Origin of the sequence: Oceanisphaera sp. W20_SRM_FM3 (genome assembly GCF_052119705.1) — a bacterium.
In the GTDB taxonomy this organism is placed as follows: Bacteria; Pseudomonadota; Gammaproteobacteria; order Enterobacterales; family Aeromonadaceae; genus Oceanimonas.
The window spans coordinates 134,389-157,667 of record NZ_JBGQOP010000003.1; the positions used below are offsets into that span (position 1 = coordinate 134,389).

23 protein-coding genes and 1 pseudogene are annotated in these 23,279 nt (G+C 51.4%); 22 read left to right on the plus strand and 2 right to left on the minus strand.

Annotated elements, in window-relative coordinates; translation table 11 throughout:
• Positions 1-77: 77 nt before the first annotated feature.
• The 20 genes from cheY (at position 78) to ACEN2G_RS03255 (ending at position 17,437) form a co-directional block, all read left to right on the plus strand.
• Positions 78-449: a chemotaxis response regulator CheY gene (gene cheY, locus ACEN2G_RS03160; RefSeq protein ID WP_442020043.1), complete on the plus strand. Its 372-nt coding sequence runs from the start codon at positions 78-80 to the stop codon at positions 447-449.
• 11 nt (positions 450-460) lie between these two features.
• Complete coding sequence (locus ACEN2G_RS03165; protein WP_442020013.1) at positions 461-1,210, plus strand: protein phosphatase CheZ; 750 nt, start codon at positions 461-463, stop codon at positions 1,208-1,210.
• 9 nt (positions 1,211-1,219) lie between these two features.
• Positions 1,220-3,370 carry a chemotaxis protein CheA gene (locus tag ACEN2G_RS03170; protein WP_442020014.1) on the plus strand — a complete coding sequence of 717 codons (2,151 nt, stop codon included), beginning with the start codon at positions 1,220-1,222 and terminating at the stop codon, positions 3,368-3,370.
• A 27-nt stretch (positions 3,371-3,397) separates the two neighbouring features.
• A complete protein-coding gene (locus ACEN2G_RS03175) occupies positions 3,398-4,570 on the plus strand; it encodes a protein-glutamate methylesterase/protein-glutamine glutaminase (RefSeq protein WP_442020015.1) in 1,173 nt (390 codons plus the stop codon).
• A 1-nt stretch (position 4,571) separates the two neighbouring features.
• The gene (locus tag ACEN2G_RS03180) at positions 4,572-5,315 is read left to right on the plus strand and encodes a flagellar motor protein (protein WP_442020016.1); all 744 of its coding nucleotides are present in this window, start codon (positions 4,572-4,574) and stop codon (positions 5,313-5,315) included.
• Entirely contained in the window at positions 5,312-6,253 is a 942-nt protein-coding gene (locus ACEN2G_RS03185; RefSeq protein WP_442020017.1) for an OmpA family protein, read from the plus strand. Before ACEN2G_RS03180 ends, ACEN2G_RS03185 begins: the two co-directional genes overlap by 4 nt.
• On the plus strand, positions 6,250-7,035 hold the full coding sequence (locus tag ACEN2G_RS03190) for a ParA family protein (RefSeq protein WP_442020018.1): 786 nt from the start codon (positions 6,250-6,252) through the stop codon (positions 7,033-7,035). The genes ACEN2G_RS03185 and ACEN2G_RS03190 overlap by 4 nt, the downstream gene beginning before the upstream one ends.
• Positions 7,032-7,976, plus strand: a complete 945-nt coding sequence (locus ACEN2G_RS03195; protein WP_442020019.1) for a chemotaxis protein CheW — start codon at positions 7,032-7,034, stop codon at positions 7,974-7,976. Before ACEN2G_RS03190 ends, ACEN2G_RS03195 begins: the two co-directional genes overlap by 4 nt.
• 20 nt (positions 7,977-7,996) lie before the next feature.
• The gene (locus ACEN2G_RS03200) at positions 7,997-8,485 is read left to right on the plus strand and encodes a chemotaxis protein CheW (RefSeq protein WP_442020020.1); all 489 of its coding nucleotides are present in this window, start codon (positions 7,997-7,999) and stop codon (positions 8,483-8,485) included.
• Entirely contained in the window at positions 8,485-8,892 is a 408-nt protein-coding gene (locus ACEN2G_RS03205; protein WP_442020021.1) for a DUF2802 domain-containing protein, read from the plus strand. Before ACEN2G_RS03200 ends, ACEN2G_RS03205 begins: the two co-directional genes overlap by 1 nt.
• Positions 8,893-9,342: 450 nt before the next feature.
• Positions 9,343-9,978 carry a cytochrome c biogenesis heme-transporting ATPase CcmA gene (ccmA, locus tag ACEN2G_RS03210; protein WP_442020044.1) on the plus strand — a complete coding sequence of 212 codons (636 nt, stop codon included), beginning with the start codon at positions 9,343-9,345 and terminating at the stop codon, positions 9,976-9,978.
• The gene (ccmB, locus tag ACEN2G_RS03215; RefSeq protein ID WP_442020022.1) at positions 9,975-10,643 is read left to right on the plus strand and encodes a heme exporter protein CcmB; all 669 of its coding nucleotides are present in this window, start codon (positions 9,975-9,977) and stop codon (positions 10,641-10,643) included. Before ccmA ends, ccmB begins: the two co-directional genes overlap by 4 nt.
• Positions 10,644-10,789: 146 nt before the next feature.
• The gene (locus ACEN2G_RS03220; protein ID WP_442020023.1) at positions 10,790-11,536 is read left to right on the plus strand and encodes a heme ABC transporter permease; all 747 of its coding nucleotides are present in this window, start codon (positions 10,790-10,792) and stop codon (positions 11,534-11,536) included.
• On the plus strand, positions 11,526-11,732 hold the full coding sequence (gene ccmD / locus ACEN2G_RS03225; RefSeq protein ID WP_442020024.1) for a heme exporter protein CcmD: 207 nt from the start codon (positions 11,526-11,528) through the stop codon (positions 11,730-11,732). Before ACEN2G_RS03220 ends, ccmD begins: the two co-directional genes overlap by 11 nt.
• Entirely contained in the window at positions 11,729-12,223 is a 495-nt protein-coding gene (ccmE, locus tag ACEN2G_RS03230; protein WP_442020025.1) for a cytochrome c maturation protein CcmE, read from the plus strand. The genes ccmD and ccmE overlap by 4 nt, the downstream gene beginning before the upstream one ends.
• A gap of 14 nt (positions 12,224-12,237) precedes the next feature.
• On the plus strand, positions 12,238-14,223 hold the full coding sequence (locus ACEN2G_RS03235; protein WP_442020045.1) for a heme lyase CcmF/NrfE family subunit: 1,986 nt from the start codon (positions 12,238-12,240) through the stop codon (positions 14,221-14,223).
• Entirely contained in the window at positions 14,220-14,753 is a 534-nt protein-coding gene (locus tag ACEN2G_RS03240; protein ID WP_442020026.1) for a DsbE family thiol:disulfide interchange protein, read from the plus strand. The genes ACEN2G_RS03235 and ACEN2G_RS03240 overlap by 4 nt, the downstream gene beginning before the upstream one ends.
• 3 nt (positions 14,754-14,756) lie before the next feature.
• Positions 14,757-15,269: a cytochrome c-type biogenesis protein gene (locus tag ACEN2G_RS03245; protein ID WP_442020027.1), complete on the plus strand. Its 513-nt coding sequence runs from the start codon at positions 14,757-14,759 to the stop codon at positions 15,267-15,269.
• 1 nt (position 15,270) lies between these two features.
• Positions 15,271-16,482, plus strand: coding sequence for a c-type cytochrome biogenesis protein CcmI (gene ccmI / locus ACEN2G_RS03250; RefSeq protein ID WP_442020028.1), 1,212 nt, complete (start codon positions 15,271-15,273; stop codon positions 16,480-16,482).
• A gap of 94 nt (positions 16,483-16,576) precedes the next feature.
• Positions 16,577-17,437: an MlaA family lipoprotein gene (locus ACEN2G_RS03255; protein WP_442020029.1), complete on the plus strand. Its 861-nt coding sequence runs from the start codon at positions 16,577-16,579 to the stop codon at positions 17,435-17,437.
• A gap of 88 nt (positions 17,438-17,525) precedes the next feature.
• Here ACEN2G_RS03255 and ACEN2G_RS03260 read toward each other — a convergent pair whose 3' ends face one another.
• Entirely contained in the window at positions 17,526-18,119 is a 594-nt protein-coding gene (locus tag ACEN2G_RS03260; protein ID WP_442020030.1) for a DUF502 domain-containing protein, read from the minus strand.
• A 388-nt stretch (positions 18,120-18,507) separates the two neighbouring features.
• Here ACEN2G_RS03260 and ACEN2G_RS03265 point away from each other — a divergent pair, with 388 nt between their 5' ends.
• Both ACEN2G_RS03265 and tyrA read left to right on the plus strand, forming a co-directional pair.
• Positions 18,508-19,578 (plus strand): 3-deoxy-7-phosphoheptulonate synthase, encoded by a 1,071-nt coding sequence (locus ACEN2G_RS03265; RefSeq protein WP_442020031.1) that lies wholly within the window; start codon positions 18,508-18,510, stop codon positions 19,576-19,578.
• A gap of 141 nt (positions 19,579-19,719) precedes the next feature.
• Positions 19,720-20,856 (plus strand): bifunctional chorismate mutase/prephenate dehydrogenase, encoded by a 1,137-nt coding sequence (gene tyrA / locus ACEN2G_RS03270; protein WP_442020032.1) that lies wholly within the window; start codon positions 19,720-19,722, stop codon positions 20,854-20,856.
• Positions 20,857-22,124: 1,268 nt separating this feature from the next.
• Here the strand turns inward: tyrA and ACEN2G_RS03275 are convergent.
• A pseudogene (locus tag ACEN2G_RS03275) lies at positions 22,125-23,273 on the minus strand (chorismate mutase); the annotation flags it as partial.
• Positions 23,274-23,279 lie beyond the last annotated feature (6 nt).

Consider the following 23,279-nt stretch of genomic DNA (forward strand, 5'->3'; position numbering starts at 1 on the left):
GGGTCGATATAGTTAAAATACTTGCCATGTTCAGCGTCTAAGTGTGCTGAGGAAGGAGAACTTGCTTGGATAAAAATATGAAAATCCTGATCGTGGATGATTTTTCTACGATGCGCAGGATTATTAAAAACTTATTACGTGATCTTGGGTTTAATAATACCTTTGAAGCTGATGATGGTTTAACTGCATTACCCATGCTTAAAAATAGCGATTTTGACTTTGTGGTCACCGACTGGAATATGCCGGGTATGCAAGGCATAGATCTATTGAAAGCGATTCGCGCCGACGAAAAGCTCAAGCACATGCCGGTATTAATGGTGACGGCAGAAGCCAAGCGTGAGCAAATTATTGCTGCCGCTCAAGCGGGCGTAAATGGTTATGTGGTTAAGCCGTTTACTGCAGGCACTCTGAAAGAGAAACTCGAGAAAGTGTTCGAGCGCATTGGATAAAAGGCAACAAGATGGCAGTTAATAACAGCACTATCAGCCTAGAACAAGCGCGCATTTTGGTCGCTATGTTAGAGCGCGGTGATCAAGACGGCGCCGATCGTTATCTCACCAGTGTTTGCATGCCGCAAGCCAAAGAATTGGTCGATCAAGTAGGGCAGTTAACGCGTCAATTACATGATTCGTTACAGGAATTTCGTAATGATCCTCGCTTACCTGAGCTGACCGAAAACGAAATACCCGATGCCCGTGAGCGCTTGAGTTACGTTATCGACATGACGGATAAAGCAGCGAACCGCACCATGGATGCGGTAGAAGCTAGCCTACCGATTGCCGAACGCTTAACTGATAACATCGGCCGTATCATGCCGGGCTGGCGCGAATTGATGGGGCGTCAATTAGAGCTTAATAAATTTAAAGATTTATGTTTCGAACTCGATGATTTCTTAATGAGCTCAGAGCAAGACGCAGATCAATTAAAAAATCTGCTCACCGAAATATTGATGGCTCAGGATTATCAAGACTTAACCGGTCAGATGATCCGTCGCGTGATTAACTTAGTGCAAGAAGTAGAAGCCAAGTTAGTGGCAATTTTAACGGTATTTGGTCGCTTGCCCGGTATGGAAGATGTTAAGCCTGCGCCTAAAGTGGCGTTGGTTGCAGACATTACTGCCGAAGGTCCAATTATGAATAAAGAACATCGTAACGATGTGGTCTCGGATCAAGACGGCGTAGACGATTTGCTGTCTAGTTTGGGATTCTAAGGAGAGAACATGGGCTTTGAGGTAGACGAGGATATTCTTCAGGACTTTTTGATCGAAGCATCAGAAATCCTAGAGCAACTATCTGAGCAGTTGGTGACACTAGAACGCCAACCAGATGATAAAGACTTGCTGAATGCGATATTTCGTGGCTTTCACACCATTAAAGGTGGCGCCGGATTTTTGTCACTGACGGCCCTAGTAGATACCTGCCACAAAGCCGAGAACGTGTTCGACATTTTGCGCAACGGTCAACGCCAGGTGACGTCTGAACTGATGGACGTAATTTTACGCGCCTTAGATGCGGTCAACTTAATGTTTAGCGAGCTGCAAAATCGCGAAGCGCTGACGCCCGCCGAGCCACAATTGCTTGACGAACTGCAGCGCTATTGCCGACCTGAGATGGTAACAACTGTGACCGAAACTGTTGCCGCTGCGGTTGCCGCTGCCCCCACAGCTGAAGCGCCGCAGGCGGCTGACGGCATTGCCGGGTTGGCTTTGGCTGAATATCAGCAGATGCTAAATGAGCTTGACGCTGAGGATGGCGCTAATACGGCTGCTGAAGCCGAGCCCGCCGCTACGCCCGTCATTAATTTCGATGCTAATGACTCAAATGACATCAGTGATGATGAATTTGAAGCCTTGCTTGATCAGTTGCACGGTGCCGGTAAACACAGCGGTATCCCCAGCGCTGAAGTGAGTGAGGCGCCAGCTTCTGCGCCAAGCTCAGCCAGTGATGACCAAATGATAAACGACGACGAGTTTGAAGCCCTGCTCGACCAACTGCATGGCTCAGGCAAAGGCCCGACCTTTACTACGGATGATGAGTTAAGTGTGGAAGCTGCCGCGGATGTTGAAGTCGTTGCGGATATTGAGCCGGTAGCCGCCATGAGTACGCCAGTAGCCAGTGCCGCCGTTAATACGCAAGTCGCACCTAAAACTGACGCACCCAAAGCAGAGTCGGCCAAAGCACCCGCAGCCCACGCCGCTGCAGCCGATACTACGGTGCGCGTAGACACCAAAATTCTCGATAACATCATGAACATGGTGGGTGAGCTGGTGCTGGTGCGTAATCGCCTGCTGAGCTTAGAAGCCAATCATGATGATGAAAATATTTCCAAAACCGTGGCTAATTTAGACTCGGTAACCGGTGATCTGCAGGGTGCGGTCATGAAGACTCGCATGCAGCCTATTAAGAAGGTGTTTGGTCGTTTTCCTCGGGTAGTACGTGATATTGCCCGCACCATGCACAAAGAAATTAATCTGGAAATGGTCGGTGAAGACACGGATCTGGATAAAAACTTGGTAGAAGCGCTAGCGGATCCCTTAGTGCACTTGGTGCGTAATTCCTGCGACCACGGCATTGAAATGCCGGACGTGCGCGCAGCCGCCGGTAAGCCAAGAGTGGGCACCATTCGCCTGACCGCATCGCAAGAAGGTGACCATATCTTACTGGGCATCGAAGATGATGGTGCCGGTATGGATCCGGAGAAGCTGAAAGGCATCGCCATTAAGCGCGGTATTTTAGACGCGGATGCGGCGGCGCGTATGACAGATAGCGAGTCTTATAACCTGATTTTTGCGCCGGGCTTTTCGACCAAAGTTGAAATTACCGACGTGTCTGGCCGTGGTGTGGGCATGGATGTGGTCAAAACCGGTATTACCTCGGTTAATGGTTCTATTCATATTGACTCGGCACTGGGCAAAGGCACTAGCTTACAAATTAAAGTACCGCTGACCTTGGCCATATTGCCGACACTGATGGTGCTCGTCGGCCAGCAAACCTTTGCGCTGCCGCTGACCAACGTCGATGAAATTTTTCACCTCGACTTAACGCGTACCAGCATGGTGGACGGTCAGCTGACGATAGTGGTGCGTAATCACGCTATCCCACTGTTTTACTTGCAAGACTGGTTATTAAAAGGCGCCCGTCGCGCCCGTAAAGACCAAGGCCATGTGGTGATAGTGGCCGTCGGCAACCAGCAGGTGGGCTTTGTGGTCGATGGGCTGATTGGCCAAGAAGAAGTGGTGATCAAGCCTCTAGACCAACTGTTGCACGGTACGCCAGGCATGGCGGGCGCCACTATTACCAGTGATGGCGGCATTGCCCTTATTTTAGACTTGGCGGGCCTTATCAAAGCCTACGCACGCCGCTACGTCTAGATAATAAAAACACGCATTGAGGTATGAATGGCTATTCGGGTATTAGTGGTTGATGATTCAAGTTTTTTTCGTCGCCGCGTCAGTGAGATTTTAGAACTCGATCCCATGTTGAGCGTGGTGGACACGGCCGCCAATGGTCTTGAAGCCGTGGAAAAAGCCCGCACTGGACGCTTTGATGTGATCACCATGGACATTGAAATGCCGGTGATGGATGGCATAAGAGCGGTGCGTGAAATAATGAAAGCCACGCCCACGCCTGTGTTGATGTTTTCATCACTTACCCATGACGGTGCTCAAGCTACGCTGGATGCATTGGACGCGGGCGCCATGGACTTCTTGCCCAAGCGCTTCGAAGACATAGCGCGAAGCAAAGAAGAAGCCATCTTGTTGTTGCAACAAAGGGTGAAGGCCATCGCAAGGCGTCGCAGCGTGATCGCGCCCAGAGTGACGGCTCCGGTTGTACCTGCTGCGCTGGCCAAGCGTCCTGTGAGCTCGACCCTCACCTCGGGTATCACGGCTCGCCCTCGAGTTGGCGGCGTAGCGCCTCTTGCTACGACCCAAACCGCGGCCACGGCACCTGCTCATGCTGTTACTGAACGCAAGACGGTGCCAAGACGCACCGGTAAAAGCTACCAGTTGCTGGCCATTGGCACCTCCACCGGCGGCCCCGTGGCCTTACAAAAAGTGCTAACTGCCTTGCCGGCTAATTTTCCCCATCCGATCATCCTTATTCAGCATATGCCGGGCACCTTTACCACCGCCTTTGCCGCGCGTTTAAATACCTTGTGTCAGGTAACGGTGCAAGAAGCGCAAGACGGCGATACCCTGCGCCCTGGGCATGCTTATTTAGCACCTGGCGGTAAGCAAATGTTGTTGGAAGGGCGCCCCGGCGCGGCGCGACTGCGGGTGATAGAGGGTAACGACAAGGTGAATTATAAGCCGTGTGTGGATATTACCTTTGCCTCGGCGGCCAAGATTTACGGCGGCAAGGTGCTGGCGGTGGTGTTAACCGGTATGGGCGCTGACGGGCGTGAAGGTGCACGACTGTTGAAAGATCAAGGTGCCAATATTTGGGCCCAAGACGAAGAAACGTGCGTGGTCTATGGCATGCCTCAAGCCATTGCCAAGGCAGGCCTCGCCTCTGAGTCGCTGCCATTGCCGCTGATTGGTGAAGCCATCATTAACGAAATGAGCAGCTAACATGGCATTTTCCGGGCTGGCACTGGCGCTTATTTGTATTGTGGTGGCGCAATGGTGGCACGGCGGAAACTTATGGGGGCTGCTGGATGGGCCCGCCTTATTAATTGTGCTGGGCGCTACCTTAGGTGCTGTGTTGCTGCAAACGCCTTGGAGTCAATGCAAGGCGGCGGTGCTGGCTTTAAAAGGACTGTTTAACGCTAAGCCTTGGCCTTTTTCTGAGCAAGCCTCGCGGCTTTTGCATTGGTCTCATCAAGCGCGCCAAGAAGGCTTTTTGGCCTTGGAGTCTCAGGCGGAGTCGTCAACTCTTGATGATTTTACCCGTCAAGGATTGCAATGGCTGGTGGACGGCACAGAGCCGTTAGCACTCGAACAATTGCTTGATAACGAACTCAGTCGCATCGAAGAACAAAAAGAGTTAGAAGCCCAAGTCTATGAGGCCATGGGCGGCTATAGCCCGACTATCGGTATCATAGGTGCCGTGTTGGGCTTGATCCAAGCCATGTCTAACTTAGATGATCCAAGTCAGTTAGGTACCGGCATAGCGGTCGCCTTTGTGGCTACCTTATACGGCGTTGGCTTGGCCAACTTGTTGTTATTGCCCTTGGCGAATCGCTTGCGTTCTGTGTATCGCTTAGAGCTGCGCTATCGGGAGCTGACCGCCATCGGCTTGTTGGCCATCGCGCGTGGCGACAGCAGCTTAAGCACCAGTCGTCAGTTGGCCCAGTACCAAGGGCAACGCCAATGAGGCGTCGCTCGCTGGCCATGCGCGTAGGCGGCCATCACGCCACGGGTGCGGATCGCTGGCTGGTGTCTTATGCGGATTACATGACCTTAGCCTTTGCGCTGTTTGTGGTCTTGTATGCGCTGCATGCCAATAAAACCGAATTACAGCAGCCCTTGCTCGATGGCATGGAGCAAGCCTTTGTGCGCTTAAGTGGCGAAGCCAAACCGGCGCAAGCGGCGAATTCCATGTTAAGTGCTGCAGATGAGCTAGATGCAAAAGGCACCGGCAATCCCTTAGCCGAAGACGACCCCAGTTTGGCGCGTTTAAAGGCGGAGCTGGAGTTAAGGTTAGGGCCTTTGCTGGATAAAAATATGCTGGTGTTAGAGCAAGAGGGCGATTGGTTGACCCTGAGCTTTGATGGCAGTTTAGTGTTTGCCAGTGGCAGTGCGCTGCTCAGTCGCAACGCTGACACTATTTTAAATGCGGCCTTACCGCCCTTGGCTGAGGTGGCCCATTTTATTCGGGTGCGCGGCTATGCGGACAATCTGCCGGTGAGCAATGAGCTATATGCCTCTAATTGGCAGCTCTCGGCAGAGCGGGCGCGCGCCGTGCTGGAATGGTTGCAACACCACGGCATAGCCGCACCCAGATTGAGTTTGGAAGCTTTGGGTGAGTTTGGTCCGCAAGTGAGCCGGTTAGGCGAGGATGCAAATTCAAGTAGAGCAAGCTCAAGTAGAGAAAATAATAGACGGGTAGAAATTGCGATTTCTACCCGAACTTGGCAAGCGCCCACGGCCTTGCCATCTCGGCCTTTGGCCACAAAACATAGCTCTGATAAGCAGTCAGATCAGCACTCAGGTCAGCATTCTGGCCAGAAATCAGAGCTTAGGGTGTATGAGTTACCTAATGGTGGTATTCGTATCGGTACCAGTGCGACGCAAGATGGGGTAACACAGTGATTGTTTGGACCGTAGCAAATCAAAAAGGTGGCGTTGGCAAAACCACAAGCGTGGTGGCGTTGGCCGGTTTGCTGGCGCAGCGCAATAAACGGGTGTTGCTGATTGATACCGATCCGCACGGCTCACTCACCTCCTATTTTAACTATGAAATGGACAGCCTGCCTTACAGCCTGTTTGATTTGTTTCAAGCAGCACGCCCTACGCGAGAGCTGTTTTCTAAGGTGGCCTTGGTCACCCGTTTCGATGGTTTAACTTTATTGCCCGCCTCTATCTCATTGGCAACCCTTGAGCGTACCTCCAGCACCCGTGAAGGCATGGGGCTGGTATTAAAGCGCTTATTGGTGGAGATCAAAGACGATTTTGATGTGGTGATCATCGACTGCCCGCCGGTATTAGGGGTGATGATGGTGAATGCCTTGGCCGCTTGCGATCGCATAGTGGTGCCGGTACAAACGGAATTTTTAGCGCTCAAAGGCTTAGAGCGTATGGTCAGTACCTTTAAATTGATGCACAGAGCGAAAAAAGAAGGCTTTAAATATACTGTGGTGCCGACTATGTTCGACCAAAGAACCAAAGCCTCGCTGCAGAGTCTGGAAAGCCTAGAGCAGAATTATGAGGGAAATTTATGGCCGTCCTGTATTCCGGTGGATACTAAGTTTCGTGATGCCAGCTTGCGCCACGAGCCGCCTTCTTATTATGTGAAAGGCAGCCGTGGCGTATTTGCCTATCAAAGTTTACTGCACTATTTGTGGCAGCTAGATGGGGCAGAGGTCGCGTTATGAAACAGCCTTATGCCGATGTCTTAAATGACTATTTTGGTGCCTTGCTGGAAGAGAGCCCGCCGCTTGAGCATGAGCTGGCACCTGCACTTGAGCCGGCACCTTTGGCGAAAGCCGAGCCCACTCCCGCACCGATGGCGCCTTATGCAGAGCCAGACGCCGCCGCGCGTCGTGTGGCGTTAGAAGCCCTGTTGGCGCAGGTTGCCGCGCTTAAAGAAGAAGAAACTACTGTCTTGGCCACTGAAACGCTAGCGGCAACAGAACCAGAAGCCGAGCCACAAACGGCGGTGGAGCCTGAGCCGGTCGTAATAGCTGCGGCTGTGGTTGTCCCAGTCGTTGCGCCTACGACAGTTACGCCTACCATAGCCGCGCCCATGGCCGCGCCCATGGCAGAGCCTGTGGTTGCAGAGCAGGTTGCGAGCGCGATTGACCTAGAATTACAGGCTCAGTTAGCGGCCCAGCAAGTGCAGGCTGACCAAGCCGCCGCTTGGCGTAATATGGAGACCGAGCACAGTTTTCAGGTGTTGTTTTTTGAAGTGGCGGGCATGACCTTTGCGGTGCCGCTCACCCACTTAGGCGGCATTTATCAGGTGGCTAAGCTGACCAGCTTGTTTGGTAAGCCGCATTGGTTTGCCGGGGTGCAAACTGAGCGCGATCGTCAAATTTATGCGGTCGACACGGCGCGCTGGGCCATGCCTGGCCACACGGCCGAAGAAGAATACGGTTATCTGGTCACACTGGGTGAGAGCAATTGGGGTTTGGGCTGTCACCAGCTAAAAGGCACGGCACTGTTAACGCGAGATCAGGTAAAATGGCGGGCCACGCCCGGTGCTCGACCTTGGTTGGCGGGCATGGTAAAAGAAAGAATGTGTGCCTTGCTGCATGTAGACGCCTTGATAGCGCTACTGGAGCAGGGTAAAAATATTGACGGCCAACAGGTCTGAGCTAAGCATAAGGGTAATCTATGAATAAGAATCGTAATGTAGCTGAGAGTCTCAGCGATGATGAAGTACTGCAGTGGGTCACCTTTTGTTTAGACAATGAGACCTATGGCATCAACGTAATGCAAGTACAAGAAGTGCTGCGTTACAGCGATATAGCGCCTGTGCCGGGTGCGCCCGACTATGTATTAGGCATAGTCAACTTGCGCGGCAACGTGGTGACGGTACTGGATACGCGCCTGCGTTTTGGCCTAGATACCTGTGAGGTGAGCGATAACACCCGCATCGTTATCATAGAAGCCGAAAAGCAAGTGATCGGTATCATGGTCGACAGCGTGGCCGAAGTGGTGTATTTGAAATCCTCAGAAATTGAGACTGCACCTAATGTGGGTACCAGCGAAAGCGCCAAGTTTATTCAGGGCGTATGTAACCGCGACGATCAACTGTTGATCTTGGTCGACTTAGACAAATTGTTGTCCGATGACGAATGGGACGAAGTGGGCCAGTTGTAATGTGGTTTGAGCCCGCTTTTATCCTTGTACTGGCGACGCTGGCATTAGTGATAGGCACGGTCGCCTTGTTTGTGGCTTGGTCTATGTGGCGCCAGAGTCAGCGTAAGCTGGAGGCCATGAGTCGGCTGATGCGCGAGCTCACTCGTACCCGAGAAAGTTATCGCAAGCAAATTGAAGAATTGCAGGCGGCCAACATAGGTATGGGTAATAAAGTGGGCGAGCTGTATCGCCAGCAAGATAAGCTCAGCGAGCAGCAGCAAGAGTTAGCACTTAAAGACCCGCAAGGTAAGTTGTACAGTCGCGCCACGCGCATGGTGCAACTGGGCGCTGATATCGATGAAATCATGGCCGAGTGCGAAATGCCCAGAGCCGAAGCCGAGCTGATGATCACCTTGCATCGGCAATAGCTTGAAACATAGCTGACCGCCGAACGCCCAGCACCAAGCTTAAAACCAACACCGAGCCCTGCGCTCGGTGTTTTGCTTTGTGGAGCCTGAGGGAGTGATGTGAGGATAAAAGTTACAAGGTGTTCCTTAATCTTAATTATGCCAACATACTTGTTTGTTTTTGCAGTGGCCCGACTCTTTGGTCAAGAAGACGTCGTCGGGCCAGCTTGCTTGTATGAGTTTAAAATCCCCCAACAGCCGTAAGATCAAGATGTTAACAAAGCTATCGGCGTCACGGTTCCTGATTTGTGTCGCGGTTTGTTCTGCATATATCGGTGCGCTGTGCTAAACTGGCGGCCATTTTTAATGGTCTATGTTGCAGCTTATGGTTGCCGTCATGGTTACAGCTATAGCGGTCAATCGGGGCTGTTATTCAGGTTGCAGCAGGTTCTTTGCCAATAATGGTTGCCAATTATGCTCGAAGCTAAAAGTTTAACCTGTGTCCGAGAAGAGCATACGCTGTTCAGCGAGCTCTCGTTGAGCGTGGCTCCCGGCGACTTGGTACAGGTGGCGGGCCCCAATGGGGTGGGTAAAACCAGCTTGCTGCGTTTGCTTGCCGGATTATCACGCCCGTTTGCGGGTGAGATCTGCTGGCAGGGCCATAACATAGAGCAAAATCGAGACGAATATCACCAAGACTTACTCTATTTGGGCCACCAAGCAGGCATTAAGCACGAATTGACCGCCTTAGAAAATTTGGCGTTTTTTAAGCGTATGCACTACTGCCAAAGCACGGCCAATTTATGGGATGTGTTGGCCCAAGTGGGTTTAGCTGGGCTGGAAGATCAGCCCGCCGGCCAGTTATCGGCGGGGCAAAAGCGCCGCGTGGCCTTGGCGCGCTTGTGGCTGGGTGGCCCTAAGTTGTGGATACTCGATGAGCCGTTTACCGCTATCGATAAACAAGGGGTCAAGGTGTTAGAGCAATTATTGCTGGATCACACCGATAACGGCGGCATTGTGCTGATCACTACTCATCAAGATTTATCCTTATCGGCCAAGCGCGCCCGCATTTTGCAGCTGACGCCCCATGAAGAGGATCCCGCATGAGAGCCATGTTTAGCGGCGTGTTGCGCCGAGAGTTAGTATCAGCCTTGCGTCGGCGTGCGGATATCTTAAATCCGCTGTGGTTTTTTATTATCGTCATCACCTTGTTCCCACTCGGCATTGGCCCCGAGCCCGGTCAATTGGCGCGCATCGCCCCAGGCGTGGTGTGGGTGGCGGCGCTGTTATCCTCCTTATTAGCGCTGGAGCGTTTATTTCGGGATGACTTTTTAGACGGTACCTTGGAACAATTAATGCTAATGCCCTGTCCTTTAGGGGTGCTGGTGTTAGCAAAAGTAGTGGCTCATTGGTTATTAACCGGTTTACCTTTGCTGCTGCTGTCGCCGCTGGTGGCGGTATTGCTCAGCCTAGATATGGTGGCTTTTAAGGCGGTGTTTTGGACGCTGCTGCTGGGCACGCCCATCTTAAGTTTGCTCGGTGCCATAGGCGTGGCGCTGACCGTGGGCATAGGCAAGGGCGGGGTCTTATTGAGTTTATTGACCTTACCGCTGTATATTCCGGTATTGATTTTTGCCACCTCAGCCATAGATGCTGCCAACTTTGGTGTGCCTTATCATGGGCAGCTGGCCATTTTGGCCGCCATGTTAGTGGGCAGCATTACCTTGGCGCCCTTTGCCATCGCCTCGGCCTTGAGAGTGAGTGTGAACTAGGTCTATTTATCACTAGGTCTGTTTCTAAATAGGCCGATTAAGGTGGGTTGCTAAACGAGTAAGCAATATTTTTAACGCACATTATAGATGCATGTCGGCCTAAGCCGCTGCACCATCATTACGCTAAAAAAGGGTCTGTGAGCAATATGTGGAAATGGTTACATCCTTACGCTAAATCCGAGCATGCTTATCGTATCGCCGGTTTATGGCTACCTTGGTTTGCCGCGCTCAGTGTGGTGACATTTGCCGCAGGTCTTGTCTGGGGGCTAGCTTATGCGCCGGCGGATTATCAGCAAGGCGATGCCTTTCGCATTATCTACATTCACGTGCCGGCGGCTATTTTGTCCATGGGCGCTTATTCGTCCATGGCCATAGCGGCCTTTATTGGCTTGGTGTGGCAGATAAAAACCTCAGACATGGCGGTAGCCGCCATCGCACCCGTGGGCGCGGTATTTACTGCCATTGCGCTATTTACCGGTGCCGCTTGGGGTAAACCCATGTGGGGCGCTTGGTGGGTATGGGATGCGCGCCTGACCTCAGAGCTGATTTTGTTGTTCTTATATTTGGGCGTAATTGCGCTCTATAACGCTATTTCCGACAAGGTATTGGCGGGGCGCGCGGCGGGCATTTTGGCACTGGTGGGCGTGATCAATTTACCCATCATTCACTACTCGGTAGAATGGTGGAACACCCTGCACCAAGGGGCCAGCATCACTAAGTTTGACCGGCCTTCGATTTCCAATGACATGTTGTGGCCGTTATTGCTGATGATAGTGGCTTTTAGTGCTTTCTTAGGTGCTGTGACCTTGATGCGCCTGCGCAATGAATTGCTCCGTCGTGAGTCGCACCGCCCTTGGGTGTTGGCATTGGTGGAGAAAGAACATGAAATTTGATTCTTGGTCGGCATTTTGGGCCATGGGCGGTTACGGCTTTTATGTCTGGCTGTCGTTTGGTTTCACCTTGGCCATATTGCTCGCAATTGTATGGTCAACCTTGGCAACGAAAAAAAGCCTGCTGCGTGGCGTTAAGCAAAAGCAGCAACGGGCAGAACGTCGTAAGGCCGCTCAGAAGTTGGAGAATACGTTATGAATCCTAGACGTAAGAAACGCATGGCTCTGCTGGTATCAGTGGTGTTGGGCTTATCGCTGATGACGGGGTTGGTTCTGTATGGCCTACAGCAAAATATCGACTTGTTTTATACCCCGACTGAGTTGGTGCAAGGCAAAGGCGACACCAAAATTAAACCCGAAGTGGGCCAGAGGCTGCGCATTGGCGGCATGGTGGTGCCGGGCTCGGTGAGCCGTGACCAAGAAAGTTTAAAAGTCAGCTTTGATTTGGTGGACGGGGGCGGTGAAGAAATCACCGTGGTGTTTGATGGCATCTTGCCGGACTTATTCCGCGAAGGGCAGGGCATAGTGGCCCAAGGGCATTTAGCGGATGCACGCACCATTACCGCCTTTGAAGTGTTGGCCAAACACGATGAAGAATACATGCCACCGGAAGTTGCCGAGGCGATGAAGGGCATTGAGCATGTGAAACCCGAATATTCCCAAGAGCAGCTCAAAGGAAGTAAGTCATGAATTTGACGTTAGGTATTATTCCCGAATTGGGTCAATTTAGCCTGATTTTGGCGTTGGCCGCGAGCTTGATCTTAAGTATTTATCCCTTGATTGGCGCGTCTCGCGGTAACGTTAGCATGATGTTGCTGGCGCGCCCCTTGGCTTATGCCATGTTCGGCTTTTTGTTGTTTTCTTTTGGCTGCTTAACCTGGGCCTTTATCGAGCACGATTTTAGCGTCGTGTATGCGGCTTCTAACTCCAACAGTTTGCTACCGCTGGAATATCGTATTTCTGCGGTATGGGGCGCCCACGAAGGCTCCTTATTGCTGTGGGTGCTGATCTTAGCGGGTTGGGCCGCTGCGGTGGCGCGCTTTAGTCGCTCACTGCCATTAGATGCGGTGGCGCGGGTATTAAGCGTGATGGGCATGATAGGCGTGGGCTTTTTGCTGTTCGTGATCGTGACCTCCAACCCATTCTTGCGCACCTTGCCGTTTTTCCCAGTCGATGGTCGTGACTTAAACCCCATGCTGCAAGACCCGGGTCTTATCTTCCATCCGCCTATGTTGTACATGGGTTATGTGGGCTTGTCGGTGGCTTTTGCTTTTGCCATCGCCTCCTTGATGACAGGTAAGCTGGACGCTGCTTGGGCTCGCTGGTCGCGCCCGTGGACCATGGCCGCCTGGATATTTTTGACGATAGGTATTGCGCTGGGCTCTTGGTGGGCTTATTACGAATTGGGTTGGGGCGGCTGGTGGTTCTGGGATCCGGTAGAAAACGCTTCCTTTATGCCTTGGCTAGCAGCGACCGCCTTGATCCACTCGTTGGTGGTCACCGAAAAGCGCGCCACCTTTAAAGCGTGGACCGTATTGCTGGCCATTATGGCCTTTTCACTGAGCCTGCTCGGCACCTTCTTGGTGCGCTCCGGCGTCTTGGTGTCGGTGCACGCCTTTGCCTCGGATCCGACTCGTGGCTTGTTTATCTTGATCTTCTTTATGTTGGTGGTGGGCAGCTCCTTATTGTTGTACGCCATTAAAGGTGCCGAGGTGAAAAGCCACGGCAAGCATGAGCTGGCCAGTCGCGAAAGTATGCTGCTCGGCAATAACATCATGCTGATGGCCGGCCTGTTTGTGGTGCTGGTGGGCACTATCTTACCGCTGATCCACAAAGAAATAGGGTTGGGCAGTATCTCCATAGGCGCGCCTTTCTTTAATGGTATTTTTGCCTGGTTGATTATTCCTTTTGCGCTGCTAATGGGTGCCGCACCCTTGTTTCGCTGGCGCCGTCAGAGCATGAAAGAAGTGAACGTCAAGTTGTTGTCGGCCTTAGTTTTATCGGCGGCCATCGGCTTTGCGTTGCCTTATCTGTTTGCTGATCACTTTGAAGTGTGGGCGGCCATTGGCCTGAGTTTAGGCGCCTTTATTATCATCACCAGTGTGCAAGAAACTTGGGTGCGTGCCACCCATAGACACAGTTTTGGTCGCGGCATCACCAAACTTGGCAACAGCCACTGGGCTATGTTCTTAGGCCACTTAGGCATGGCGGTCACCATAATAGGTATCAGCTGTACCCAGTTGTATAGCATCGAAAAAGACGTGCGCATGAATACTGGCGATAGCGTCACTTTTTCCGGCTATACCTTCACCTTTGAGGGCACTAAGCGTGCCGACGGTCCTAACTATGAAGGCTTCAAAGGGGTGATAGCTGTTAGCAAAGATGGCAAGGCCTTACCTAAGCTGAAAGCCGAAAAACGTCTGTACGTAGTACAGCGCATGCCGATGACGGAAGCGGCGATCAGCGCCGGCATTACCCGCGACTTGTATGCAGCCCTTGGTGAGCAGCTGGACGACGGCGCTTGGGCCATTCGCTTATACTACAAACCTTTTATTCGTTGGATTTGGTTTGGAGCCCTGTTTATGGCTTTGGGTGGCGTGATTGCTATGGTCGATAAACGCTATCGCTTTGCTGGTAAAGCGGTTACCGATAAAGCTGTTGCCAATAAAGAAGAACAGGAGCTTGCATGAAACGTCGTGGCTTAGTTTTATTTGTACCGCTGGCCTTATTTTTAATGGCCTGTGTGTTCTTATTTAAGGGCTTGTTCTCGGATCCGACAAAATTAGAGTCGGTATTATTAGACAAGCCGGTGCCGGAATTTGCGCTGACCTCTTTGCATAATCCGGCACAAGAATACAGCCGCACTATTTTCACCGGCAAGCCGATGTTACTTAACGTGTGGGCCACTTGGTGCCCGACTTGTCGGGCCGAGCATGAGTTTTTAAACGAGCTAAAGGCGCGTGAAGACATTTATATCGTTGGCATGAACTACAAGGATGATCGCGCTAAGGCGTTGCAGTGGTTAAGCAACCTCGGTAATCCTTATGCCATCGACTTATATGATCCCGATGGCATGTTAGGGCTGGACTTGGGCGTGTACGGTGCGCCAGAAACCTATTTGATAGACAGCCAAGGCATTATTCGTTATCGCCACGTGGGTGATTTAAACGAGGCAGTCTGGACAAGTACCATCAAGCCTATTTTTGAGCAGCTGGAGTAAGGCATGCGTTTATCCTCTGTTTTAGTGCTGTTATCCAGCCTGTGCTTGCCTCTGTTAGTGACGGCTCCGGTATTGGCCGCCACCAGCGTCTATGACTTTAGCTCGCCTGAGCAAGAGCAGACTTTTCGTGAGCTAACCAAAGAGCTGCGCTGCCCTAAGTGTCAGAATCAAGACATAGGCGACTCAGATGCTGAGCTTGCCAAAGACCTGCGTGACAAGTCTTATGAATTGCTGCAAGCGGGCAAGAGCAAGCAAGAAGTCATCGATTACATGGCGGCCCGCTATGGTAATTTCATTCTCTATAAGCCGCCTTTTATGGCGTCGACCATGATCCTGTGGTTTGGTCCTGTCATCGTTATGCTGATTGGCCTTTTTATCGTGGTGGTGCGCACCCGTAAGCAGTCGCGTAATAAGGCTGAAGATGCCTTGAGCACGGACCAAGAAGCGCGCCTAAACGCACTGCTGAATGCTGATCAGCCTAAGACTGACCTGCTGAAAAAAGACAAAGAGAATTAATATGATATTATTTTGGATTGGCAGCGGCGTGCTAACGCTGATATTAGCCTTGGTCATCATCTTGCCGCTCACGCGTGGCCGTGCAGAGTCGAGCCAGAGCCGTAATCAGCTCAATACCGAGCTGTATAAGCAGCGCTTAAAAGAGTTAGAAGAAGACAGCGCCCAAGGCTTGTTGGAAGAGGGTGAGTTAGCGACTCAAGAGCTGAAAAAAAGCCTGCTTGACGATGTAGTGGTCGAACAACCGCAACATTACAAGCGCGGCGTGCACTTGTGGTTACCGGCTGTGGTAATAGTGGTACTAGTGGCATATCTGGGTTATTTCCAGATGGGTGCTTATCAACAAGTAGCACAGTGGCAACATAACAGTAGCCGTTTGAGTGAGTTAACGCAGAAAGTGCTACTGGAACCCAATGGCGATGTGACAGAGCAAGACATGATGGATTTGATCCAGGCGCTGCGCACTAAGCTGTATCTTGATGGGGATGACTTTCGGGGTTGGTTATTACTGGGGCGTTTGACGCTGGAAATGCGTGACGGTAATACGGCGCGTGAGGCCTTCGAAAAAGCCATGACCTTAACCGATGATCCTGATTCTGTGATGGTGCCTTATGCCGAAGCTTTGGCCATCAGTGGCGAAGAGCTGCGCGGCGAAAGCATCATCAAGCAAGTTTTGGCTAAAGATCCGGACGATCTTGAAGCTTGGTCTGTGTTTGCCTTTATGGCAATACAGCAGAATAACTTCACTGCCGCCATTGCGCGCTGGCAACAAATATTACAGCGTATGACACCTGATAACCCGCGTTATGCCATGATAGAGCGCTCGGTTAACTTTGCTAAAGAGCGCTTAGCTGAGCAAGATGAGGCAACCGTGGCAGGCCCGCGCTTCCAAGTGGAAGTGAATACCAGCGCCAATACGCCTTATCATCCCGGTGCCGTGCTATTTGTGTACGCCATGGATGCGGCGGGTGCAGATGTGCCCTTAGTGGCGCAACGCATCGAGAATCCGTCATTCCCTCTGACGCTGACCTTGTCAAACAAGGATGCAATGCGCCCCAATGTGAACCTTAACGGTCATGACAAGGTGATCATTAAGGCACGCCTGGCGCCGAGCGGTAATGTCACCGATAAAACCGGCGCTTGGGAAGGCCGCAGTGCGGTACTGAGTACCGATGCAGACCGTCAGTTATCGGTAGTGATAGATACTGAACTCTAATCCCTAACTTTTGAGGCAAGCCTCTTATTAAACCGGCCCTGGTGGCCGGTTTTGCACGATAATAAGATAACCACACTGCGATAAGGCAACTAGTATGTGGCAAAAAACACTCGTTATTACCAGCCTGCTGCTAGCAGGTTGCGCGGCTCAACCCCAAGACCAAGTAGCTGCTCAAGAGTCAATCAGTGCTCAGGATCACCAACAAACCAGCACCAAGGCCCAAGAGCCTGCAAAACCCGTGGCCAAAGGTGACGCTTTTAACGACTATAAGCCGCAAGACGGCGCTCGTTCGACGGCCAATGACGCTCGCGATCCGTTCGAGCCAGTTAACCGTGCCGCTTGGTTTATCAACTATGATGTGCTGGATCCTTATGCGGTGCGCCCGGTCGCCCATGCTTATGCAGATTATGTGGCCGTGCCGATACGCGAAGGCGTGCAAAATGTCGTGCTCAATCTGGAAGAGCCAGCCAGTTTCGTTAACCACGTGATCACAGGTGATGCAGTCGGCGCCGGCACTAACTTAGTGCGCTTTGGCGTGAACAGCACCCTAGGTCTGTTGGGCTTTTTTGATGTAGCAGAAAAAATGACCTTAGCGTCTAAGCCTAAAGATTTCAGTCAGGTATTGGGGCAAATGGGGGTGGGTAACGGGCCGTTTTTAATGGTGCCGCTATACGGGCCAACTACGTTACGCCAACTATCTGGTGATGTGGTAGACGGCTTGTACTTCCCCTACGATGCTATGACCGTCGCCATGCGCGCCGGCAAGTGGGCGCTTAATGGTTTGTATGAGCGCAGCGAGCTGATTGACCGTGAGCCGATTATCGATAACGCCCTCGACCCTTACGGCTTAACCAAAGATTTTTATCTGCAGTATCAAGATGCCAAAATTGGCAAAGAAGCCGCAGCCGACGCTGATGACGATCTGTCAGAGTTTATGGATGAGATTGACGAGTAATTGTTGGTGAGGCGTAAATAGTGAGGGGTGAGGAGAGGGCTATTTGCTAGGTTTTGCTCCTCACGCCTTTCACCTCACCCCTTACGGATCAATTTTTCCCCGTGATCCCGCCGCTAACGATAAAGGTCGTTACCTTGCCGGCGGGCACATCCAGCAGTTGTATCTTGTCTTTATCAACCAATAACAGGTTACCAGCAAAGTTATAAGACTGAGGCAAATACACGGCCACCTTATCGGGCAGGCCAAATTCGCTCATGTCGTCGCGGGTAATAAAACCCAATAACTGCACATCGCCATTCATCAAGCTCACCGCTACCGGTTGATTAAAGCGTTTGTTATCGCCAATTAGTGCGTTAAATAAATCACTTAACGCGTTATACAACATCTTCACGAGTGGAATGCGGTTAAGTAATCGGTCAAATAAAGATAAAAAGAACTGGCCAAAGTAAAACGAGGCAAACATGCCGGTGACAATGATCACGCTTAAGGTCAGTAAACCGCCAGCCAAGTCAGCAATCCAACCGGCCGCTAAGGCGGGCACGGCGATGCGCAACAAAGATCCGATGGCGGAAAAAAGGGTCTCGTTGAGTACGGTAAAAATTAAATACACCAGATACACTGTCAACACAAACGGCAGTAAAATCAGTAAACCTTGAAAGAAGTAACGCACCAGTCGTTGCATTGATAAGCTCCCGCGAATAAGAGGCGCATGATGGCAGATCCGGCGAGTCGTCGCCATGACAAAGCAGCATCATCAGTCGTTATCTGTCGGCTCAGCTTGCCGCTCCCCCTTATGGGCTAAACTGCGGCCAGTGCGCTGTTTTAGTAGGCAGTTCGGTAAGGCTTACCAAAATAACCCTCAATTAGCGCTATTCATGCTTTGCAAGCTGGGCTTGCCTTGTTATGGTGAAAAGCTGAGGTGAAAAACCAAGGTGAAGAGCTGAGGTAAATCGTTAAGCTCATTACGAAAACCAGCTGCTTGCATAGAAAATGAATCACTCGATGTCAAACAAGACACAGTATTTGTTTTTATAGGATGATAATGTTTTGTTTACAGAGAGGATGTCGTCATGCAGAAAGACACACTGAATAATATTAATATTCGCTCCGAGAAGATAATGATCACTCCAGCTGAACTAAAGACTAAGTTGCCCGTGTCTGAACAAGCTCTAAGCTTCATTAGCGGTGCGCGACAGACTCTGTCTAATATTATCCAGCGTAAAGATCACCGTTTCTTAGTGGTGTGCGGCCCTTGCTCCATTCATGACATAGACGCCGCCAAAGAGTACGCCACTCGCCTTAAAAAACTGCATGATGAATATAGTGACAGCCTTTATATAGTGATGCGGGTCTACTTTGAAAAGCCGCGTACCACAGTGGGTTGGAAAGGCTTTATCAACGATCCCCACCTAGATGGCAGCTTCGATATCGAACACGGCTTACATCAAGCCCGCGAGTTATTGTGCTGGTTGGCCGAGTTAGAGCTGCCCTTGGCCACCGAAGCGCTGGATCCCATTAGCCCGCAATACTTGGCCGAATTGTTCTCTTGGTCTGCCATAGGTGCGCGCACCACAGAGTCGCAAACTCACCGCGAAATGGCGTCTGGTCTCTCCATGCCGGTCGGCTTTAAAAATGGCACAGACGGTAACTTGGGCACTGCTATTAATGCCTTAAAGGCGGCGGCAGAGTCTCATGCCTTTATGGGCATTAACCAGCAAGGCCAAGTGGCGCTGTTAGTGACTCAAGGTAACCCAGACGGCCACGTTATTTTGCGTGGCGGCAAGCAGCCTAACTACGACTCTGTGCACATTAACTTGGCAGAAAAAGCCATGACTGGCGCTGGGCTAGTGCCTAACTTAGTGGTGGATTGCAGCCACGGTAACTCTAATAAAGATTACAGTCTGCAGCCGTTAGTGACTGAGAACGTGGTGCGTCAAATTCAAGAAGGCAATCAGTCGATTTTAGGCATAATGTTAGAGTCGCATTTGTTTGAAGGTAACCAGTCTAGCGAGCAGCCACGCGGCGACATGAAATACGGCGTATCCATTACCGATGCCTGTATCGATTGGGAGACCACAGCCGAGCTATTAGCGCGTTGCCACAGCCAACTGGCCGGCCCGTTAAAAGCGCGACTCGGCTAATTTGCGTCCGTTTTCCTACATGGACTAATAGCATCAATAGCCGCCAAATCCAGACCATATTTGTCTCAGTGTTGGGTTTGCAGGCATAATAGAGCACCGCGTCCGGGAAGGGCCGGTGCTTTTATATTTGGGATAAATCCAATGGTAGATGAGTTAGCCGTCCTTCGGGACCAAATAGATGAAGTGGACCAAGAGCTGGTGGCACTGTTTGCGCGTCGCCTAAAGTTGGTGGCGGGCGTGGGTGAAGTAAAAAGCCGCCAAGGGGTGCCGATTTATGCGCCCGACCGTGAAGCCAGCATGTTGGCCAAACGCCGTGCCGAAGCGATATCACAAGGCGTGCCGCCAGACTTAATTGAAGACGTATTACGCCGCTTTATGCGCGAGTCTTATGCCAGTGAAAATGACACCGGTTTTAAGTGCATAAATCCCGAGTTGGGCAAAGTGGTGGTGGTAGGGGGAGCCGGCCAACTGGGCAGCCTGTTTGCTCATCTTTTGTCATTATCCGGTTATCAAGTTTGTATCTTAGAAAAAGACGACTGGGCAGACGCCGAGGCGATAGTGGCGGATGCAGGTTTAGTGGTGGTGGCCGTGCCTATCGACCAAACCGTCACTATTATTAGCCAGCTGCCTACCTTGCCCGAGCATTGCTTGCTGGTGGATTTAACCAGCATTAAGGCCGAGCCCCTCGCCGCTATGCTGGCGGCCCACACGGGCCCAGTGCTGGGGTTGCACCCTATGTTTGGCCCCGATGTATCAAGCCTCGCCAAGCAGGTGATCATCTACTCTGAGGGCCGTGGCGCGAGCGAGTATCAATGGTTGCTGGATCAGATGCGCATTTGGGGTACTCGTTTACAATCGGTCGATCCCGCCGAGCACGATAAGGCCATGAGCTTAGTGCAAGCCCTGCGCCACTTCACCAGTTTTGCTTACGGCGCCCACTTATGCGCCGAGCAGGCAGATTTAGCGCAACTGCTGCGTTTAAGCTCGCCGATTTATCGCTTAGAGCTGGCCATGGTAGGGCGCTTGTTCGCGCAAGATCCTGTGTTGTACGCAGATATTATTTTATCCTCACCGGCCAACCTGGATATGATCCGCCGCTATCACACTCGCTTTGGCGAGCTGTTAAGTCAGTTAGAAGCCGGCAAGCGGGACGCCTTCGTCGAGCAGTTTGCTACCGTGAGCGAGTTCTTCGGTGACTATGCGGATACTTTCCTCAAAGAAAGCCGCAATTTGTTAGCGCAAGCCAACGACAGTCGCCATCATGGCGCTGAAAGCTGAAAGCTGAAAGCTGAAAGCTGAAAGCTGAAAGCTGAAAGCTGAAAGCTAGAAGCTAGAAGCTAGAAGCTAAAGGCTAAAGGCTTAAAAAACACCGAGTCTATTGTGTAGGCTCGGTGTTTTTTTGTGCGCTCCGACCTTATAGACGCCAAGCGGCACTAATACCAATCTGTAAAACTAACTGATCAAAACCTTTTTGCCACACTTCTTTGTAACGAGAGGCGCGGAAGAACAGGTCAAAATAGTGATCAGATCTGAAAAAACCACGGTATGGGTAAGAGCCAAACATCCACAACCTGAACGAGAGGAGCTCTTACCATATACAGTATTGGTCACTTGTCGCACGTGAACTTCGTCCGTGCCTTCTGTGTTCTTCCGTGGCAAAAATAGTCTTTGATCTTTAGTTTTTGCCTTAATGTAAACCGATCACATACTTACTTGGATTGGTATAAGTTGTGTTATTCAACCCATAAAAAAGCCCAGCTCTTAAAGGAGCTGGGCTTATTCTTTTGTTGGGCGCTGAATCAATCTCGATACAAGCGTTGAGCCAGTTGCTGCAAGGGTACTAGATTGTCGTCCTCTTGCAGGGTTAAGCAAAAGCCTTGAATACCGGCGCTTTTTAGTGCCACGCCAAGCTCGGCTAATACGGCTTGATTGGCGTTTAATTGGCTCACTAAAGGCAGACGGCTGTGTCGTTGCAAGTCCAAGAGTTCGGCTAAGCCGCGGGCTTGAGTGTCGATCAAGGCCAGCTGCTGATTGCCTTGTGCTAGCACCTGTTCGGCATCAAGTAAGGTGTCATTCAAGCTGTCAGCCAGCGGCAAGAGAATAGGCCGAGTGCCGCGCCCCGCGGCGGCTAACAAGTCATTGCGCTTCGCCGTTAGCGGTTGTAACAGCAGCATATCCAGTGACTCGGCGGCACGCTGTAATTGCTCAGGCGTGTGTACGGGGGTGAGGGTGGCTAAATCAAATTGCTGGGCCACTTCGCGCAATTCTTGCAGGCGTGCTTGTTCAAACTGACTATCACCTTCACCAAAGCAAGGGACGCCTAACACTTGGCCACCTTGCTCTTTCACACGGCGCGCCATTTCTTGCAAGCCGTGGCGTTCGGGCCATTTGTCTAACAAGCTTATTAATAATGGTTCTTTATGAGTCATGTGAAAACGGCCTACTTGCAGTGCTAACCCAGTGGCTTTGGCGCTATCTGTATTTGCCTTACGTGTTGGCGTCAATGAGGCCGCAGGCGCTTGGCCTTGGCTGAGCGCCTTAGATGACACGCGAGTGGGCGCTACTTCTGCACTGGGGTAACAGCCCAAAATTTTAATAAAATGTACTATGTCTTTTAGCTCGCTCAAGGCCGCTTGCATGGCTTGGCTATTCACATTGGCTGCTACATCCACGTAGAACATCTCTTCCCAAGGATTGCCAATAATAGGGCGCGACTGCAGCTTAGTCATGGGAATATCATGATTGCGCAGCACCAATAAGGTTTCTACCAGGGCGCCGCTTTGCTGGCCGGTCGACATAATAAAGCTGGTTTTAGCCGGAATTTGCTCCGCCACTTCCACCGGTTTACGTGCCACTACGATAAAGCGCGTCATGTTTTGTTTTTGATTGGCCAAGCCGCTGACCAGTGGCGTTAAGCCGTGTAGCTCACCGCCATCGGCACTGCCCATGGCACCTATGTCTGGGCGCTGCTGCTGCGCCACTAACTCCATGGCGTTGGAAGAGGCGGCACAAAACTCAACCTTAACGTTGGGCAAGGTGCTTAAATATTGTGAACATTGCTGGAATACCTGCGGATGCGTATAAAGCGTGGTCAGCTTGCTGACGTCTGTGTCGACCGCGACTAAAATGCAATGCTCAATTGGCTGGGTGAGCTCACCCACAATAGACAAGCTGGTATGTTGAATTAAGTCAAACACATCATTAATGGCGCCTGAACTGGTATTCTCAATCGGTAATATGCCATATTGCGCCTGCCCCGACTCGACAGTGTCAAAAATTTGCTGAAAGGTATCGCAGTTGTGCTCGACCAGAGAGGCTTTAAAGCGCGATAAGTACTTGCGCGCCGCCATATTGGAGTAAGAACCGCGCAGGCCTAAAAACGCCACACTAATGGCTGGCGTCTCATCTTGAGGGTTCAGCAAGTCCTGTAACAGCGCCTGTTGCGAGAGCACAGAGTCTTCAATAATGGTGTGATAAATCTGCGTCACATAATGCGCATCTAGCCCTAATGGTCGGCCTTGATTGATAAGCTCCACCAACAGCGACTGCTCGCGTGCTTGGTCACGAATAGGCCGCGGATTTTGCAACTTGCTGCGCGCCACGTCTAAGCTTAGACCTTTACGTTTGGCTAGCAGGGCTAACAGCTCTTTATCTAAGCTGCTGATATGGGTTCTGATCTCATCCAGATTTATCAATTGGGC

Bases quoted from the DNA above. Each gene is read 5' to 3' on its own strand.
- ACEN2G_RS03180 (WP_442020016.1), top strand. From the start codon at position 4,572: ATGGCATTTTCCGGGCTGGCACTGGCGCTTATTTGTATTGTGGTGGCG.
- ACEN2G_RS03170 (WP_442020014.1), top strand. From the start codon at position 1,220: ATGGGCTTTGAGGTAGACGAGGATATTCTTCAGGACTTTTTGATCGAA.
- cheY (WP_442020043.1), top strand. From the start codon at position 78: ATGAAAATCCTGATCGTGGATGATTTTTCTACGATGCGCAGGATTATT.
- ccmI (WP_442020028.1), top strand. From the start codon at position 15,271: ATGATATTATTTTGGATTGGCAGCGGCGTGCTAACGCTGATATTAGCC.
- ccmD (WP_442020024.1), top strand. From the start codon at position 11,526: ATGAAATTTGATTCTTGGTCGGCATTTTGGGCCATGGGCGGTTACGGC.
- ACEN2G_RS03265 (WP_442020031.1), top strand. From the start codon at position 18,508: ATGCAGAAAGACACACTGAATAATATTAATATTCGCTCCGAGAAGATA.
- ccmE (WP_442020025.1), top strand. From the start codon at position 11,729: ATGAATCCTAGACGTAAGAAACGCATGGCTCTGCTGGTATCAGTGGTG.
- tyrA (WP_442020032.1), top strand. From the start codon at position 19,720: ATGGTAGATGAGTTAGCCGTCCTTCGGGACCAAATAGATGAAGTGGAC.
- ACEN2G_RS03255 (WP_442020029.1), top strand. From the start codon at position 16,577: ATGTGGCAAAAAACACTCGTTATTACCAGCCTGCTGCTAGCAGGTTGC.
- ACEN2G_RS03175 (WP_442020015.1), top strand. From the start codon at position 3,398: ATGGCTATTCGGGTATTAGTGGTTGATGATTCAAGTTTTTTTCGTCGC.
- ACEN2G_RS03185 (WP_442020017.1), top strand. From the start codon at position 5,312: ATGAGGCGTCGCTCGCTGGCCATGCGCGTAGGCGGCCATCACGCCACG.
- ACEN2G_RS03240 (WP_442020026.1), top strand. From the start codon at position 14,220: ATGAAACGTCGTGGCTTAGTTTTATTTGTACCGCTGGCCTTATTTTTA.
- ACEN2G_RS03220 (WP_442020023.1), top strand. From the start codon at position 10,790: ATGTGGAAATGGTTACATCCTTACGCTAAATCCGAGCATGCTTATCGT.
- ACEN2G_RS03260 (WP_442020030.1), bottom strand. From the start codon at position 18,119: ATGCAACGACTGGTGCGTTACTTCTTTCAAGGTTTACTGATTTTACTG.
- ACEN2G_RS03195 (WP_442020019.1), top strand. From the start codon at position 7,032: ATGAAACAGCCTTATGCCGATGTCTTAAATGACTATTTTGGTGCCTTG.
- ACEN2G_RS03165 (WP_442020013.1), top strand. From the start codon at position 461: ATGGCAGTTAATAACAGCACTATCAGCCTAGAACAAGCGCGCATTTTG.
- ACEN2G_RS03205 (WP_442020021.1), top strand. From the start codon at position 8,485: ATGTGGTTTGAGCCCGCTTTTATCCTTGTACTGGCGACGCTGGCATTA.
- ccmB (WP_442020022.1), top strand. From the start codon at position 9,975: ATGAGAGCCATGTTTAGCGGCGTGTTGCGCCGAGAGTTAGTATCAGCC.
- ACEN2G_RS03245 (WP_442020027.1), top strand. From the start codon at position 14,757: ATGCGTTTATCCTCTGTTTTAGTGCTGTTATCCAGCCTGTGCTTGCCT.
- ACEN2G_RS03200 (WP_442020020.1), top strand. From the start codon at position 7,997: ATGAATAAGAATCGTAATGTAGCTGAGAGTCTCAGCGATGATGAAGTA.